At 24.2% G+C, this 18074-nt stretch carries 17 protein-coding genes and 1 other RNA gene; 4 read left to right on the top strand and 14 right to left on the bottom strand.

The annotated features are described in order from the left end of the window. Position 1: 1 nt before the first annotated feature. Both treB and ABNS14_RS01640 read right to left on the bottom strand, forming a co-directional pair. Positions 2-1426 (bottom strand): PTS trehalose transporter subunit IIBC, encoded by a 1425-nt coding sequence (gene treB, locus ABNS14_RS01645; RefSeq protein WP_348666633.1) that lies wholly within the window; start codon positions 1424-1426, stop codon positions 2-4. Positions 1427-2189: 763 nt separating this feature from the next. After that, positions 2190-3134, bottom strand: a complete 945-nt coding sequence (locus tag ABNS14_RS01640) for a TerC/Alx family metal homeostasis membrane protein (RefSeq protein WP_348666632.1) — start codon at positions 3132-3134, stop codon at positions 2190-2192. Between the two features lie 474 nt (positions 3135-3608). On the opposite strand from ABNS14_RS01640, the gene ABNS14_RS01635 reads away from it, so the two are divergent. Next, complete coding sequence (locus ABNS14_RS01635) at positions 3609-4259, top strand: DedA family protein (protein WP_348666631.1); 651 nt, start codon at positions 3609-3611, stop codon at positions 4257-4259. Positions 4260-4861: 602 nt separating this feature from the next. On the opposite strand, the gene rnpB is transcribed toward ABNS14_RS01635, so the two are convergent. Next, an RNA gene (gene rnpB, locus ABNS14_RS01630) (RNase P RNA component class A) lies at positions 4862-5245 on the bottom strand. Positions 5246-5312: 67 nt separating this feature from the next. Next, the gene (gene rsmI, locus ABNS14_RS01625; RefSeq protein WP_348666630.1) at positions 5313-6152 is read right to left on the bottom strand and encodes a 16S rRNA (cytidine(1402)-2'-O)-methyltransferase; all 840 of its coding nucleotides are present in this window, start codon (positions 6150-6152) and stop codon (positions 5313-5315) included. Positions 6153-7461: 1309 nt separating this feature from the next. On the opposite strand from rsmI, the gene ABNS14_RS01620 reads away from it, so the two are divergent. Then, the gene (locus tag ABNS14_RS01620) at positions 7462-8040 is read left to right on the top strand and encodes an SIS domain-containing protein (RefSeq protein WP_348666629.1); all 579 of its coding nucleotides are present in this window, start codon (positions 7462-7464) and stop codon (positions 8038-8040) included. Between the two features lie 19 nt (positions 8041-8059). Next, the gene (dolP, locus tag ABNS14_RS01615; RefSeq protein ID WP_348666628.1) at positions 8060-8635 is read left to right on the top strand and encodes a division/outer membrane stress-associated lipid-binding lipoprotein; all 576 of its coding nucleotides are present in this window, start codon (positions 8060-8062) and stop codon (positions 8633-8635) included. 239 nt (positions 8636-8874) lie between these two features. On the opposite strand, the gene ABNS14_RS01610 is transcribed toward dolP, so the two are convergent. The 4 genes from ABNS14_RS01610 to rplM form a co-directional block, all read right to left on the bottom strand. Beyond that, positions 8875-9366: a ClpXP protease specificity-enhancing factor gene (locus ABNS14_RS01610; RefSeq protein ID WP_348666627.1), complete on the bottom strand. Its 492-nt coding sequence runs from the start codon at positions 9364-9366 to the stop codon at positions 8875-8877. A gap of 22 nt (positions 9367-9388) precedes the next feature. Further along, positions 9389-10027 (bottom strand): stringent starvation protein SspA, encoded by a 639-nt coding sequence (gene sspA / locus ABNS14_RS01605; protein ID WP_348666626.1) that lies wholly within the window; start codon positions 10025-10027, stop codon positions 9389-9391. 237 nt (positions 10028-10264) lie between these two features. Further along, positions 10265-10657, bottom strand: coding sequence for a 30S ribosomal protein S9 (gene rpsI, locus ABNS14_RS01600; protein WP_348666625.1), 393 nt, complete (start codon positions 10655-10657; stop codon positions 10265-10267). Between the two features lie 31 nt (positions 10658-10688). Then, positions 10689-11117, bottom strand: coding sequence for a 50S ribosomal protein L13 (gene rplM, locus ABNS14_RS01595; protein ID WP_348666624.1), 429 nt, complete (start codon positions 11115-11117; stop codon positions 10689-10691). 1372 nt (positions 11118-12489) lie between these two features. On the opposite strand from rplM, the gene ABNS14_RS01590 reads away from it, so the two are divergent. Beyond that, on the top strand, positions 12490-13914 hold the full coding sequence (locus ABNS14_RS01590; protein ID WP_348666623.1) for a Do family serine endopeptidase: 1425 nt from the start codon (positions 12490-12492) through the stop codon (positions 13912-13914). A 222-nt stretch (positions 13915-14136) separates the two neighbouring features. On the opposite strand, the gene murA is transcribed toward ABNS14_RS01590, so the two are convergent. From murA to mlaE, 6 genes are all read right to left on the bottom strand, one after another. Continuing rightward, positions 14137-15402, bottom strand: a complete 1266-nt coding sequence (gene murA / locus ABNS14_RS01585; protein WP_348666622.1) for a UDP-N-acetylglucosamine 1-carboxyvinyltransferase — start codon at positions 15400-15402, stop codon at positions 14137-14139. 71 nt (positions 15403-15473) lie between these two features. Beyond that, positions 15474-15728, bottom strand: a complete 255-nt coding sequence (locus tag ABNS14_RS01580; protein ID WP_348666621.1) for a BolA family protein — start codon at positions 15726-15728, stop codon at positions 15474-15476. Between the two features lie 58 nt (positions 15729-15786). Next, the gene (gene mlaB, locus ABNS14_RS01575) at positions 15787-16077 is read right to left on the bottom strand and encodes a lipid asymmetry maintenance protein MlaB (protein WP_348666620.1); all 291 of its coding nucleotides are present in this window, start codon (positions 16075-16077) and stop codon (positions 15787-15789) included. A 19-nt stretch (positions 16078-16096) separates the two neighbouring features. Beyond that, positions 16097-16723, bottom strand: a complete 627-nt coding sequence (gene mlaC, locus ABNS14_RS01570) for a phospholipid-binding protein MlaC (protein WP_348666619.1) — start codon at positions 16721-16723, stop codon at positions 16097-16099. Positions 16724-16764: 41 nt separating this feature from the next. Beyond that, entirely contained in the window at positions 16765-17283 is a 519-nt protein-coding gene (gene mlaD / locus ABNS14_RS01565) for an outer membrane lipid asymmetry maintenance protein MlaD (RefSeq protein WP_348666618.1), read from the bottom strand. A 3-nt stretch (positions 17284-17286) separates the two neighbouring features. Continuing rightward, a complete protein-coding gene (mlaE, locus tag ABNS14_RS01560) occupies positions 17287-18072 on the bottom strand; it encodes a lipid asymmetry maintenance ABC transporter permease subunit MlaE (RefSeq protein ID WP_348666617.1) in 786 nt (261 codons plus the stop codon). Between the last annotated feature and the right edge of the window lie 2 nt (positions 18073-18074).

The following is an 18074-nucleotide window of genomic DNA, read 5'->3' as shown; positions in this document are numbered from 1 at the left end:
TTTAATTAGAAATAAGTGTACCTTTACGTTGTTGATACCTATAAATTATTATCGTTAATATAATAGGAACAACAATCGCAAATATTATAGCAAATGAATAAACTAACCAATAAACTGGTTGAATAGAAAGAATAGCAGGCAATCCTCCTACACCAATTCCATTAGAAAGAACACCGAATATACCACAAAAAAAAGCAGAAAAAGCAGAACCTATCATTGCACATAATAAAGGAAATCGATAATAAAGATTTACACTATAAAGTGCAGGTTCAGTAACACCTAGATAAGCAGAAATTGCTGCTGGGATAGTTATTTCACGTTCATTTTCTTTTCGACTAATAATAATAATACCTACAACAGCAGATGCTTGAGCAATATTTGAAAGAGCAATAATTGGCCAAATTGGCGTTCCACCTTGTATTTGCATTATCTGCATATCAATCGCAAGTGTAATATGATGAACACCAGTCATAACTAATAATGAATAAGCAAAACCAAAAATAGCAGATCCGATTGGTGCAAAATTACCAAACATTATAAATTTTACAACTTCTGAAATTTCATTACCTATGAAACGACCTATAGGTCCTAAAATACCATGTGCAACAAAAAGAGCAATAGTTAAAGTTATAATAGGAACTATTACAAATTGTAAAAAATCAGGAATATAACGACGTATAAAAATTTCAAACCAACTTAAAAATAATCCAGCAAAAATTGCAGGAATAACTTGGGCTTGATACCCTACTTTTTGAATGCTAAATACACTAAAATCCCATACATCAGGTAATTGAGTACCTAGATTATAAGCATTCATTAATTGAGGTGAAACTAATGTGATTCCAAGAATAATACCTAAAACAGGTGTTCCACCTATTTTTTTTACTGTAGACCAACAAATCGCAACTGGTAAAAAATGGAAAATAGCTTCACAAGGTAACCATAAAAAATCATAAATAGGTTTTAAAATAGGATAAAACTCTAATAATGCTTGATTATTTATTATTGGCATTTCACCTAAAATATTTCTAATACCTAATAATAACCCCCCACAGACTAATGCAGGTAATAATGGAAAAAAAATCTCTGCTAAATTTGCAATGAGTGTCGTATGAATTTTCATCTTTTTTTTAAAAGATGTTGTTTTATCTTTCTTGCTTTCTTGAAAAATTAGTTGTTCTTGAAGTATTTTATAATATTTACTGACATTAGTACCAATTACAATTTGTAATTGTCCTGCCTGATTAAAACAACCTTTAACTTCAGGCAATTTTTTTAAATCTTTTATATTTACTTTTTTAGGATCATGCAAAATAAAACGCAATCTGGTTAAACAGTGTGTAAAATTATTTATATTATTTTTACCGCCAATAATATTAATAATTTTTTTAATATTGTCGTAATTTATTGTGATATTTTTAGACATAGTTTTCAATTTATATTAATGTATGATATAGACATGTAATATATCATCAATAATAATATTTTTTAGAGATTTATCACAAAATAAATATTTTATAATGGATAATATATTTTAGTTTTTATAAACTAAAGATTCATTCCAAATCAAAAACTTTTATGAAGTTAAAGATAAAAAGCAAAATATCAAAAATACATATTATTGAATTTATATTTATAAGAACAAATAAATATTTATTTTTACAATACCAACATCTTTATATACTTTATAATTATAATTTGACCAAATAAAAATTATTTTTTTTATTAATCTATCTTTTTCTCATAAAAAAGAAAATGATTTTATAAAATAAATCAAAAATAAAGTTTCCAAATTAGAATAATTCTTAATTAATTATTAATATTCTTATATTAATATTATTTATTCTTATATTAATATTATTTATATGCTTTATCATGAATAATTTTTAAATAATTCTATAAAAACATAATAAAAAATATATAAAAATTAACAAATAATACAAAATAATTTTTATTAAAAAATATTTTGTATTATTTGTATTCAGACGAATACCATTTTATATATTTATATAATGCAATCTTTTCCATATACTTTTTATTAAGTTTATTTATTATAATTCTTCAAAAGAAAAACTATTTTTTTGATAACTATTAATTTTTTTAATGAATATAAAAAATTTTTATAGTACTCTTGTTAACTTCAATTATCTTCCAAAACATTATAAAATATTTTTGCTGAAAAATATGTTTTATTTTTTAATAAAAATATAATTAATAAATAATGTTATTACTAAAATACTAATAATAATACTCAATGAAATGCTTGTTGGAATATAAAAAAGATTAGTTAATAACATTTTTATTCCAATAAAAATTAAAATAAAAGATATACCATATTTAAAAAAAATAAATTTTTTTACAATACCTAATAATACAAAATACATTACTCGCAAACCTAAAATAGCAAATAAATTGGAGGTAAATACAATAAAAGGGTCCATTGTTACTGAAAAAACAGCAGGGATACTATCAAATGCAAAAATAATATCACTTATCTCAACTAACATTAAAACTAAAATTAATGGTGTGCCAAACAATATACCTTTTTGACGAATAAAAAAATTTTCTCCATATAATGTATTTGTTATGCGTAAATGAGATGTAATACATTGTATTAATGGTTGTTGCGTAATTGTTTTAATATTGTCTATCACAGAAAATATTTTAATACCACTAAATATTAGAAATATTCCAAAAACATAAAAAATCCAATAAAATTTTGTAATTAACCAAGTACCTGCAAAAATCATAACACTGCGTAAAAAAATAGCACCAAAAACACCATAAAAAAGTACTTTGTGTTGTAGATAAATTGGAATTGAAAAATAATTAAACAGCATCATCCAAACAAATACATTATCAATAGCTAATGCTTTTTCTAGCAAATAACTAGTTAAGAAATCCATAACATAATGATTTGCAATTTCAAGAGTTGTATATTGTTTTAAGTAAAACCAAAAATATAAAGCAAATAAAAATACTATTTGAATCCAAATAATACTCCTAATAATAGCCTGTTTTAGTTTTATTGTTTTATTGATATTGTTGTATTGTAAACAAAGATCAACAAAAAACATTATGCTAATAAAAACAATAAAAACCCACCATAATACAGGAGTAGCAATAGAATACATTTTTGATCTCTAAAAACAAAAAATGGATTGATCTTTTATAGAAAAATAAATATTTATCATTTATCTCAATGAGAACGACTTATATTCATAATACAAATTATTAGTAAAATTTAAATAATTAATAATATTTTATTTATAGAAAACTATTTTTAAGATAAAAAATAATTATGATTTTTTCATTAACATTCGTTTAATGAAATATTTTTAAAAAAAATAATAAATACATTTAAATTATTAATCAATTATAAAAAATTATCTTTCATAGAAAAATTATTTTATGAAAAATATCATATAATTATTTATAACTTTTATGAAATATTTCATTAATTTCTGATAAATTACACTTATAAAATATTTATTGAAAGCATACCATAACATTATTTTTTTTAATAATGATTAAACATATTAATATAAAGATTATATAGATAATTATTAACAATATTGCTAATATAATGGCATTTAGGAATACATTTAATGAAATTAGTCAAAGAACTTTTTTTTGCACTTTGGGAACAAGATTATGACATGTTAATGAATCCTTCATTAGTATGGTTTATTTATATAATATTATTTTCTATATTATTTTTAGAAAATGGAATATTGCCTGCTGCATTTTTACCCGGAGACAGTTTGCTTATTTTAGTAGGAGTATTAATAGCTAAATGTATTATTAATTATTCATTAACAATTATTATTTTGACCAGTGGTGCCAGTTTAGGTTGTTGGATTGCATATCTCCAGGGAAAATGGTTGGGAAATAATATAATTGTTCGAAGTTGGCTCTCTCATTTACCTAGTAATTATCATCAACGTGCTTATAATTTATTTCATCGCCATGGATTGGCTGCTCTTCTGATTGGTAGATTTCTTGCTTTTATCAGAACAATTTTACCAACTATAGCTGGACTTTCTGGATTACCTAATGGTCGTTTTCAATTTTTTAATTGGCTTAGTGGTTTATTGTGGGTATTAATTTTAACCACTATTGGTTGTATTTTTGGTAAAAGTCTACTATTCCAATATTATGAGCATCAAATAATGAATATCTTAATGATTATTCCTATCGTATTATTTTTTTTAGGACTTATAGGGAGTATTATAGTAATCTTAAAAAAAGTAAAATAATCTTAATTTTCTTTTAATTGCTGTTTTATAAATTTTATTAATGATATTTTTTAAACTAAGCTTTTAAACTAAATTAAGGATATTATTTAAATTAATAAAAATATTAAAAATTAATTTTAATACTACATAAAAAATATTTATTTAAAAAATTTTCTTATTTAAGCACATATACTTTTCATTTATTATAAATTTTTATTCCTTAAAAATAATTTTATTTTAAAAATAATATTAATTTTATGTTTTTTTAAAAGACAAACAAATACTTTTATTTTATATGTTAAATATTATTTAATATATCGATTTTGATATAATTTTTATCTTAAATTAAAAATTTATTAGTAGTACAATATATAACAATAGAATCAATTTATCAACATATCAGTTATATTAAAAAATTCTTAGATTAAACAAACAAAGAATTCATTATTTTTTATATATAAGAATATTTTTTATGAAATGATTATACAAAATATGCATGAGTTTTTAGAAATAACTTTTTTTTAATATGAAAATTTTGATAATTTAGTATTATCATATTTAAATAAATATACAAAAAATAATAAAGCCCATTGCAATAAATACAATTTAGGGCTTTACTTTTTTTTGCAAGTTAATCAATAAGCCGGGTTCTGTCATGGACAACCATTCATCTAGGTTAATACTCACGTATTAACTCGAGCGGCCTACCCAGGTTCAATATACGGGCCGCATTTAATGAACCTTTATTTGGCCTTGCTCCGGGTGGAGTTTACCGTACCACAAAATTGTTACCAATTGTGTGGTGTGCTTTTACCACACCTTTTCACCCTTACCTGTACTGTTTGAATATAGTCATCGGCGGTTTATTTTCTGTTGCACTAGTCGTAGGATTACCCTCCCAGATGTTATCTGGCACCCTGCCCTAAGGAGCCCGGACTTTCCTCTATATTTGCATATTTTAAAATTAGAATTAAAAAATGAAAAATAGCGATTGTCTAGCTAACTTAGCTTTTAAAGTATACACGTTTTTCTAAAATTTTGCATAAACATTTATAATATACATTATAATATTTTTTATATCGTGCTATTTTTAATAACATGTTCATACAATAAGTTTTTTTTTAAACCATAGATTTCTGCGGTAATAGATGCTGCTTTATTTAAAGGTAATGATTCTCTTAATAAGATTAATGTTTTAATAACATTCTCTGAAATATAATGATTATATTTAGGTACTTTATAACCTTCAATGATTAATACAATTTCTCCACGAGTTCGATTTTTATCAACTTTTACCCAATCCAATAATTTTTTTACAGGACAACCATGAATAGATTCCCATATTTTTGTCAATTCACGTGCTAAAATCACATAACGTTCACTACCTAAAATAGATACCATATCCACTAATGTATCTAATAACCGATAAGGTGATTCATAAAAAATTAATGTTCTAGGTTCATGAGCCAAATTTTTTAATCTATTTTGTCTACTTTTAGATTTCGCTGGCAAAAATCCTTCATAACAAAAACGGTTTGAATTTATACCAGAAGCAGAAAGTGCAGCTATTGCTGCACAAGATCCTGGTAATGGCACTACTCTAATGCCAATTTGATGACATCGTTTTACCAAATAAAATCCAGGATCATTAATTAATGGAGTTCCTGCATTAGAAACTAATGCCACATTCTTGTTCTTTAATTGACTAATTAATTTTTCTGTTTTATTTTTTTCATTATGAGCATGCAAAGAAATCATATGTGTATTAATAGAGAAATGTTGTAATAAGAAACCTGTATGCCGAGTATCTTCGGCTGCAATAAGATCTACATTTTGAAGAATCTTTAATGCACGCAAAGTAATATCCTCCAAATTACCAATAGGAGTGGGTACAATATATAATATGGATGACATTTTTACCTCTATAACATAACAACTTTCACTGGTTATACACTAAAAAATAATTTTTTAATATTTCTATATATTTAAATATATATTATTTTATAAAAATCAAAAAATGTATTTTTAAAATCAAATCCATGTTGTTCTAATTTTATTCATAAATTTTTTTTCTTTACAAAAAACATTAATTATTATCCAATTTTTCATAAAAAATTGGATATATGATAAGATTTGATAAAATATATATTTGATCTTACAATAAAGTTTATGTTTTAAATAAAACCATATTTTTAATATTACTTATAGGAAAAAACATTAATAATACTATTAATATATGTTCTTATCTATTTTAAAAAATACATTCTTTTTATAAAAAATATATTTTTTTATATTTTAATACTTTTAAAAAAGATATTTAAAAAATATATTTATTTATCAAAAAAGTAAATTAAAATAAAAAATTATCAAATACAATAACATCTATTAAATATTATATTTTAAAAAATCATAATGCTTATCACAAATAACAATTAAGGATTAATTTTTTTAGAAAAAATTTCTAATAATAATCACAATTCATGAACTTTGAAAAATATTTCAAAAATCAATACAAATATTTTATAAAAATATATTTAATTTTAAATTATTGATTTATATAAAATATTTAACAAATTTATATATTTTTTATATTTATTAAATACTTGTAAAAATATAAAAAAATATATAATTAATTATGTTTTCATTAAAAATACATTTTTTAAAAAACATATATAAAGTGTTATTAATGATAAAAAAGAATATTTTTTAATCTGTATATGTATTCTTTTTATAAAGAAAATACTGTTAACAAAAAGCATATAAGAAAAAAACAAATAATGTAAATTAGTACAGCTAGATTTATAAAATCTAATATCATTTTTATAATTTTATAATACTTTTCATACAAAAAATATAAATATTTCATATTTAAAAATATATTTGTAATCAAATTTTTTATTGTATATAAAATAAAACAATTTATCATAAAAAACATCTTGTAATTTTTTATTAATATACATATTGTTATTATAAAAATTATAAAACAGGAAAAAATTAAAACATATATATTTATTAATATAAGTTTTTTATATTTTTAATTCAACCAAATTAATTTAAGGAACAAAAAATTTATAATATTAAAAAATAAAATTACTTAAAAGTAATATATTTAATACCTGATATTTTATAGTATTTTTATTATAAAATATTAATTTTAAGATAATTAGATACTTTCAGTAACTATTATTTCATTTATTGACAATACTAAAAAGTAGGTCTTAAAGTGTTGAAGAAAATCAAAGCTTTTTTTATAGAAAGTATTCAAACACAAATTTCTTCTGCAGAAATATTACCTTATTCTATTTCTGAAGCAGCAAATATAATGGTAAATGCTCTATTAAATGGTAATAAAATTTTATGTTGTGGTAATGGTGGTTCAGGAATTATTGCACAAAGATTTACAACTAGTATGATTAATCAATTTGAAGCTGACCGTCCAAGCCTTCCTGCTTTATGTCTCAATACAGATAATATTATTATTAATTCTATTAATAACGAACAAAAAGAAGAAGCATATGCTAAACAAGTACGAGCATTAGGTCAATCTGGTGATATATTATTTGCTATTTCCACCAAAGGAAAAAATCGTTTTATCATAAAAGCAGTAGAAACAGCATTAATATGTGATATGACTATTATAGCTTTAACAGGTTATGACGGTGGGGAATTGGCTGGTTTATTAGGAGAAAAAGATGTAGAAATTCGTATACCTTCTAAAAGAAATATTAGAATCCAAGAGGTTCATTTATTAACAATTCACTGTTTATGTGACTTAATTGACAATACACTTTTTCCACATTAAGATGATTAAATAAATAATAATGAAAAAACTATTATCTTTTTTAATAATATTATTCAGTAGTGTTTTAATACAAGGTTGCCTTGAAACAACGATAATAAGCTCAGCTGCCATATTAACAAAAAGTGCAACTGATCCAAGAAGCATAGGACGTCAAGTTGACGATGGAACATTAGCAGTCCGTGTTATATCAGCATTAAATAAAAATAAAGAAATAAAAAAAAATGCACGTATTGTGAGTACTGCATATAAAGGAAGTATTTTATTGACCGGGCAAGCACCTAAATTATTTTTAAGTGAACTAGCCAAAAAAATAGTAATAAACGTAAAAGGAGTTGAATCTGTTTATAATGAAATTCGGGTAGAACAACCTATTAATTTCATAAAAATTATAAAAGATACATGGATAACTATTCAAATAAAATTAAAAATACTTTCTAATAATTTAATAAAATTATCAACAGTAAAAGTGATAACAGAAAATGGTGAAGTGTTTTTACTCGGTATTCTTTCTCAAGAAGAAGGAGATATTGTTGCAAAAATTGCCAGTAATATAAAAGATGTAAAACACGTATTTACAGGATTTAGTTATAATTGAATCATTTTTTTATAAAAAAATGATTTATGCATCATACTATATCATAATATAAATTATATAAATTTTTTGTATTTAGTATTACTACACATATGTCTATTTTTAATTATTAAAAACTTTTATTCTTAATAAATCACATTTCTCACATTTTTATTGACTATTTGCAATATTTATATATATAAATGTAAAATTTAATGGACAGAAAAAATATGATCATTTTTTAGACATATACAATTTAAATTTCATTTAATAATACGTAATATTTTTCTTCTTTCGTGTGATGATATAGGAGATTTATTATTAAAAATTGTTTTAGATTGATTACTTGTTTCTTTATTTAATAAAGAAATATCTTTATTGTTTTTGTTAATTAATTTTATTTTCTTATTTTTGTGAGTCACAGAATTTGTATTAAATTCATACTCATACTCATTTTCAAAAATTATCCCTTCTCTATTTTCAACAGCGTAAATAGCAATGATGGCTGAAATAGGCACTTCGATATAACAAACTACACCACAAAAACGAGCACTAAAATTTATTTTATCATAAGTCATCTTGAAATTTTTTACTGCAGAAGGTTTAATATTTAAAATAATTTGTCCATTTTTTACATATTCTATAGGTATTTTCACACCGAAAACATTTACATTTATAATAACATAAGGTGTCATATTATTATCAAGAATCCAGTCATAATATGCTTTTAATAAATAAGGACGACGTGGTAACATTATAAAATACTCCTACAAAAAACTAATTTTTCATAAAACGAATTTCACGTTCGGCATCAGTTAATGAAGCGAGAAAAGAATCTCTATCAAATACATTTTTCATATAAGATCTAATACCTTCAGTTTCTTTTTCTTGAGGTATATCAATATTCCAAGCAGGCAAACGCCACAAAAAAGGAGCTAAACAACAATCTACTAAACTAAATTCCTCACTCATAAAAAATCGCATCTCTTGAAAAATTGGAGAAATTGATATTAATTCTTCTTTTAACTGTTTCCTAGCAGAACAAGATTGAGAATCTTTTTTTTGAATTTTATACATTAAAGAATACCAATCTTTTGCTATACGGTACATCATCAAACGGGTATTACCACGAGCAACAGGGTAAACTGGCATCAATGGCGGATGGGGGAACCGCTCATCAAGATACTCCATAATTACTCGAGAATTATACAAAATTAATTCTCTATCTACTAACGTAGGGATTGTTTGATAAGGATTTAAATCAATAAAATCTTGAGGTAAATTATCTTTATTAACATGCTCAATCTCAAAATTCACGTCTTTTTCTGCCAATACAATTCTTACTTGATGACTAAATATATCACTTTCACCGGAAAATAATGTTATTACCGAACGTTTATTAGCAGCAACAGGCATGCAAACCTCCAGATTGATAAAAAATAAATAGACATTTTAAAATGTAATATAATAATTAATTATTACATAGTAACATGAATATAAGCATATTTATTAATAATACAATGCATATTTATTTAAGAAGCAAAATATTAACTTATTTATCAATAAACTGTTAGTTTTAATAACACAAAATTTTGTTAAAAACCCGCTTGTAGCGGGTTTTTAAGCAATACTTTTCGATTATAAATAAAAAAACTAACGCTTAGAATATTGTGGACGACGACGAGCTTTTTTAAATCCTACTTTTTTTCTTTCGACAGACCGAGCATCACGAGTAACAAAGCCAGCTTTGCGCAATTCAGGACGCAATAATTCGTTGTATACAATCAATGCTCGTGTAATACCATGACGAATTGCACCTGCTTGACCAGAAATACCACCACCTTTAACAGTAATGTATAAATCTAATTTTTTAGACATATCGACTAATTCTAATGGTTGCAGAATAATCATTCTTGCTGTCTTACGACAAAAATATTGCTCTATAGTACGTTGATTAATAACAATATTACCAGTACCATCCTTCATAAAAACACGGGCAGAAGAATTTTTGCGGCGACCAGTTCCATAGTACTGATTTTTAATCATATTTTATCTATCCATCTCTCTTAATTTTTTGTTAAATATCAAGCAATTGTGGTTTTTGTGCTATTTGCTTATGATGATCATCTGCATAGACTTTCATTTTTGAATACATAGCACGACCGAGAGGTCCTTTAGGTAACATTCCTCTAACCGCAATTTTAATAATTCGTTCAGGGTAACGAAGAATCATTTCTTTAAATTTTATTTCTTTCAAACCTCCTATATAACCACTATGGCGATAATAAATTTTATTTTCACGTTTATGGCCAGTAACAAGAATTTTTTTTGCATTAATAACAATAATGTAATCTCCAGTATCAACATGGGGAGTAAATTCTAATTTATGTTTTCCACGCAATCGTCTTGCAATTTCAGTTGCAAGACGACCTAAAATTTTTCCATTCCCATCAATAATACACCAATTACGCTTGACTGTTTCTTGCTTAGCTATAAAAGTTTTCATGAAATAATACCATTGTATAAATAATATATTGAAAATACTCATATGTTATAAAAATATTTTAATTATCCATAATTTATTTTAAATTATGAAAACTACTATGAATAAATTAACATTAATCTCAAATTTATTGAAAAATTAAAATTTTTGTAATTTAATCATGAAACATTATAATAAAATTTTATAAAAAAATCGATAAAATTAAACATATATTTAATTAAAAAATGTAAATATAAAAAAAACAAAAATACATAAAATATTATTTAGAATAAAATATAGAAATTATGCATTATGTTTTTTAATTGCATCTATAAAAAAGAAATTATTCTAATATATATATCTTTAATACTAAAAATTAAATCATCATAATTCTTCAATATTTTTTCAAAATATCAAATATAAATACTTTAAATATTTTTCATTTTTTAGAAAAATCTCAAAAAATTAAACATGATATTTTTCGTGTATATTTTTTTATTAAAAACTTATCAATAAATACTTATATAACTTACTACTAAAGTAAGATTTTTTTCTATAAAAAATACTCTTTAATAAGATATATAAAATAAAAGATGTTATTTTTAAAAAAATATATTTTTTTATTATAAAATTTATTAATATATATAAATCAATCATATTAAATACATAATATACAAAATATCACTGATATTATGATATCCAGTTATAATTATTTATTAGAATATTAACAAAATACAATTTTTTATAAAATTTCTTATTTCTACTTATATCATTTTAACAGTTATAATAATTATTACTGCTAACTATCCATAAAAATATATTTTATCCTTAAGGAGAAAAGATGATCATAACATTGGGATATATATTTAATAATACATTCATTAGTATTTTTACTTTTACTAAAAAAATATAATAAAAATCCGTTTAACATTAACAAACAAAATTTAAATTTAAAAAATAAAATCTACATATAAATAGTATAATAAAAATTATTAATATATGCCTTGTTCATTCATAGAAAAATATTACTAGATAAGAAATATTACTAAATAATATAGCTTCTATATTGGCATATATATATAATTATATGATCAATAGATTTTATAAAATCACAGAAAAATAAACAAAAAAGACTTTTGAGTAATTTTGTAACAAATTAATTTTAAAAAAATCAAATATCTATTGCTTATAATAAATTCTTAAAAAATATTTAAGAAAAATTAGAAAAAATAAAAAACAAAATAAAACTTTTAAAAAAAAGTAAAAAGATTTTATTAATTGTTAAGTTATAATGTCTTTAAAATAAGTTAAAATCTTATTTTTAATTATTATATATTGCTAATTCCTAACTAATAATTCAATTACCTGAATTAAGGTATTTAAGAGAATTAAATTCATGAAAAAAAAAGAAAAATATTTTTTAAATATATTTACAATAACTGTAATTAATTTTATATTCATTCTGCCAACAGTCACTTATTCTGCATTAATGCCATCATCACTTACTATATCATCTGAACAGAAATTACCTAGTCTAGCTCCTATGTTAGAAAAAGTGCTACCTGCTGTAGTTAATATTCGTGTATCGGGCACACGTGTTCAAAATCAACAATTACCAGAAGAATTCAAATTCTTTTTTGGACCAAATTTTCCTTCACAACAAAAAAGCATTCGTCCTTTTGAAGGTGTAGGTTCTGCTGTTATTATTAATTCAGAAAAAGGTTACATTTTAACTAATAATCATGTTATTGATAATGCTGATAATATTCAAATTCAAGTTAATGATGGAAGAGAAATTGAAGTAAAACTTGTTGGTCGAGACTCTCAAACAGATATTGCTTTGTTACAAATTAAAGATTCTAATGAAGATAATTTAAGAAAATTAAATTTAAAAGCTATAAAAATTGCTGATTCTGATAAACTACGTGTTGGTGATTTTGCTATTGCTGTAGGTAATCCTTTTGGATTAGGGCAAACAGCAACATCAGGAATTATTTCTGCATTAGGTCGCAGCGGTTTAAACGTAGAAGGTTTAGAAAATTTTATTCAAACAGACGCTTCTATTAATAGAGGTAATTCAGGTGGTGCATTAGTTAATCTTAATGGTGAATTGATTGGTATCAATACTGCTATTTTAGCACCTGGAGGAGGTAATATAGGTATAGGTTTTGCTATTCCGTCAAATATGGCAAAATCTCTTAGCGATCAAATCATAAAACATGGTGAAGTAAAACGTGGAGTTTTAGGAATTAAAGGAACTGAAATGACTTCTGATTTAGCCAAAGCTTTAAATATTGATGCTCAAAAAGGTGCATTTGTAAGTGAAGTAATACCACATTCTGCTGCAGATAAAGCAGGTATTCAACCAGGTGATGTTTTGGTATCTATTAATCACAAATATATTAATAGCTTTGCTGAATTAAGAGCAAAAATTGGTACTAGTGAAATTGGTCAAAAAATTATAATTGGATTATTGCGCAAAGGAAAATTTTTAACAGTAAATGTTACATTAGAAGATAGTAATTCAACAAGTACAAAAGCAGAAATTTTAATGACATCACTTATGGGTGCAACGTTAAGCAATAATACAAAAAAAGGTACTAAGGGAGTTCAGGTTGATAGTGTTTCTTCTAATTCACCTGCAGCAATGCTTGGTTTAGCTAAAGGAGATCTTATTATTAGCGCGAATCAAAAAAGAGTAGAAAATATTAATCAATTACGTAAAATTATTTCTAGTAAACCTACCGCGCTAGCATTAAATATTTTACGTGGCGATCAAAATATTTACTTATTAATTCGCGGTAATCATATATTTAATTAATTTATGACATGTATCATGGAGTACAATCTTAATGATTGTACTTGTTTTTTTTGCTAAAAAAATCTTTTTATTAAAATTATTATATCAATCATAAAAATAAAAAATATTTTGTTATACTCATCAATTATATTTAAAAGATATAATATTATTTTTTATGAAAACTTAATAAATAATAAGTTATGTATAAAATTTTTATATATTTGCATAAAAAATAAAATTAATTTATGTTTTATTTGATTGAATACGTTTTATTTTAGCTCCTAAACTACGTAATTTTTCTTCTATTTTTTCATACCCTCTATCAATATGATAAACACGCTCCACAATTGTTTTTCCTTTCGCGATGCAACCAGCAAGAACCAAACTAACAGATGCTCGTAAATCAGATGCCATAACTTGAGTACCAATTAATTGTTTTACACCATGACAAAACACTATATTTTCTTTTATTTTTGCACAAGCCCCCATACGCATTAATTCTGGGATATGCATGAAACGATTTTCAAAAATATTTTCTTTAATTGTGCTTACCCCTTCAGCTACTAAATTAAGCAAACTAAATTGTGCTTGCATATCAGTTGGAAAACCTGGATGTGGTGCTGTCTCAATACTTACTGCTTTAGGTCGTTTACCATGCATATCGAGCTGAATCCAATCTTTTCCTACTTTAATTTCTGCACCAGTTTTATTTAACTTTTGTAATACTGTATTTAACATAATTGGTTTAGTATTACGGCAAAGAACTTTGCCGCCAGAAATTGCAGCTGCAACAAGAAAAGTTCCTGTTTCAATTCTATCAGGCAAAATTTGATAAACACCCCCACCTAAATGTGATACTCCATCAATAATGATTTTATTAGTACCTGCTCCAGTTATTCTAGCTCCTAATAAATTTAAAAAATTAGCTGTATCTTTAATTTCAGGTTCACAAGCAGCATTTTTAATGATTGTTTGACCATTTGCTAATGTTGCAGCTGTCATAACAGAAACTGTAGCACCTACACTAATTTTATCCATAATAATATTAGCACCTTGTAATCTCCCATTAATAGATGCCTTAACATAATCTTCTTTTAAGGAAATATCAGCACCAAGCTTTTGAAGCCCCTTTATATGTAAATCTACTGGACGTGCACCAATAGCACATCCTCCTGGTAAAGATACTTGAGCTTTACCAAATCTTGCAACTAATGGAGCTAAAACCCAAATAGATGCTCGCATCATTTTTACTAATTTATAAGATACACAAAATTTATTAATACTACATGCATTAATAAAAATAGAACCATTACGTTCAACTTTAATACCTAATTGATTAAATAATTCAATTGTTGTATCAATATCTTTTAAATTAGGAATATTTTGTAATTCAACAACTTCTTCTGCTAATAACGATGCAAATAATATTGGTAATGCAGCATTTTTTGAACCAGAAATTAAAACCTCTCCTATTAAACGAATTGGTCCTTTTAATTGAAATTTATCCATTAAAGTCTTCTTTATTAGCAGAGTAATATGCTTATTATTTTATTATTACAAAATTTTATTATTCACATCATTCAATTTATAAATTTTGACCACTCAATTGGCGTATAAACTTTAATTGATAGTGCATGAATTTTTTTATCTGTAATATATTTTGTTAATGGCTTATAAATTATTTGCTGTTTTTTAACTGCAGTCATACCATGAAATATTTTACCAACAACAATAACTTGAAAATAATTCCCATTGCTTTTAACAATTACTTCATCAAGTTTTAATTTTTTAAGTAATAATTCTTTTATTTCATTTTTTATTTTATCTATAGTCATTATTCAACTCAATTAGAAAATTGAAATATTATTATTAACATTTCACTTCAAAAAAACATTAAAATAAAATTATAAAATCTTCTAGCTTATACAGTATAATAAGTGTTTTTAAATTTTCACTGATTCCTTCAATAAGCAATTTATTTTTAAATTGTTTTTTTGTTTTTAATCTGACCAACATAGCAAGACCAGCAGAATCAACATGAGATAATAAAGAAACATTAATTGCATTTATATCTTTTAATAATTCATTTTTTTGTTTCCAAAAAAACATCAAAGTATCTCGATTCAATATACCCTTTAAAATTAATGTTGTATTATTTTTCTGCCAACTTAACATGGATTTCATTTTTATATTCCAAATGTTTTTATTTTCCAGAAATAATAGGATTATTAGCTCTATTTATTAATTCTTCTGTTAAACCTTCAATACCTTTAGTACGTAATAAATTACCCCATTCATTTTTTTTAGTAGTAACAAAACTCACTCCTTCAGTAATCATATCATAAGCTTGCCAAAATCCTGTTTTGCTATTTTTACGCCATTGAAAATCAAGATAAATAGATGGATATCCTTGTGGATCAATAATAGTAACACGAACTGAAACTATATTTTTGTTTTTTGATGATTGTTTTTCTGGTGAAATCTGATATTGTTGACCATGATACATCATTAAAACTTGTCCATAAGATTGTTCTAAATATGCTTCTATTGCTTTAAAGTATTTTTCTCGTTGAAAATAAGTAGAAGTAGTATAATAAGGTCCCAATATTAGTGCACCTACATATTTAATATGTACATAAGGCATAAGTTCCTCACGAACAATCTTACGTAAATAATTAGGATTTTTATTAATAATATATTGTTCATTTTCTAATCTTTTTAATGTATTCGAGATAACTTGTTCTATAATTTGATATGTATTAGCTTGATCTATTGCCATTGCAAATGTTGTCAGAAATAAAAAAATAAATATTAATAACTTTTTAAACATAAAATACATTCCTGGCGTTGTAATATTTTATTTATCTAATGTTATGTCTTATTACCAATTTTAACATTATTTTCTTTCTCTGAAATCTTAGGAAACACACCTTTATAAAAAAATTGTCCAATTAAATCTTCTAAAACTATAGCTGATTTAGTATCTTCAATATGATCACCATTTTTAAGAACTGCAATATCCATATCTGAATCATAAAATCCTACATTTAATGCTAAAAATTGTTCACCTAATAACCCTGCTGTAAGTATTGACAATGAACTATTATCAGGAATATTATTATATTTATTAAAAATTGCTAAAGTAACACGTGGATTATAAGTTTTTTTATCTAAAATAATATCAACTATTCGACCTACTACAACACCACCTATTTTTACTGGAGAATTTATTTTTAATCCTCCTATATTACTAAAAATAGCAGTTACTTTATAAGTTCTTTGATTACTAAATGATTTTATGTTTGCAACTTTCCAACATAAAAAAAGAAAAGCACTTAACCCGATTAAAAAAAATAAGCCAACTAAAATTTCATTTTTTTGATTTTGCATACATTAATTTCCGAACATCAGTGAAGTAAGCACAAAATCTAAACTTAAAATAGCTAATGAAGAATGAACAACAGTTCTAGTGGTTGCACGACTAATCCCCAAAGATGTAGGAATTGCATGATATCCGTTAAATAAAGCAATCCAACTAACCGTAAAAGCAAATATAACACTTTTTATAAAACAATTGAAAATATCCTTTTTCCATTCAATAGTAGATTGCATAGATGACCAAAAAAAACCTTCATCGATTTCCTTCCAATTTACACCAACTAATGCACTACCTAATATTCCAACAGCAACAAAAATAAAAACCAATAATGGCATACTAATTAATCCTGCCCAAAAACGTGGTGCAATTATATGACGCAATGGATCAATAGCCATCATCTCTAAACTAGAAATTTGTTCGGTTACTTTCATTGATCCTATTTCTGCAGTTAATGAAGAACCCGCTCGACCTGCAAATAATAATGCAGTAACTACTGGGCCTAATTCTCTTAGTAAAGAAAGAGATACCATAATTCCAAGACTACATTCAGCACTAAATATAGCTAAAACTAAATATCCTTGTAAAGCAAGTACCATACCAATAAATAATCCAGAAACCGAAATAATCAATAAAGATAAAACTCCTAAGTTATAAAACTGTTTTATTAATAATGGCCACTGTTTAGCAATTTTAGGATTAGTAGACAAAATTTGATATAAAAAACAAACAGCTAAATTAAATCTTGAAAATATACCTAATAAACGATGATTTATTGCAGTTAATATATTAATTAGTATCATTT

Origin of the sequence: Arsenophonus symbiont of Ornithomya chloropus (assembly GCF_964026495.1) — a bacterium.
Lineage (GTDB): Bacteria > Pseudomonadota > Gammaproteobacteria > Enterobacterales > Enterobacteriaceae > Arsenophonus.
This window is presented reverse-complemented; position numbering and strand designations above follow the sequence as displayed.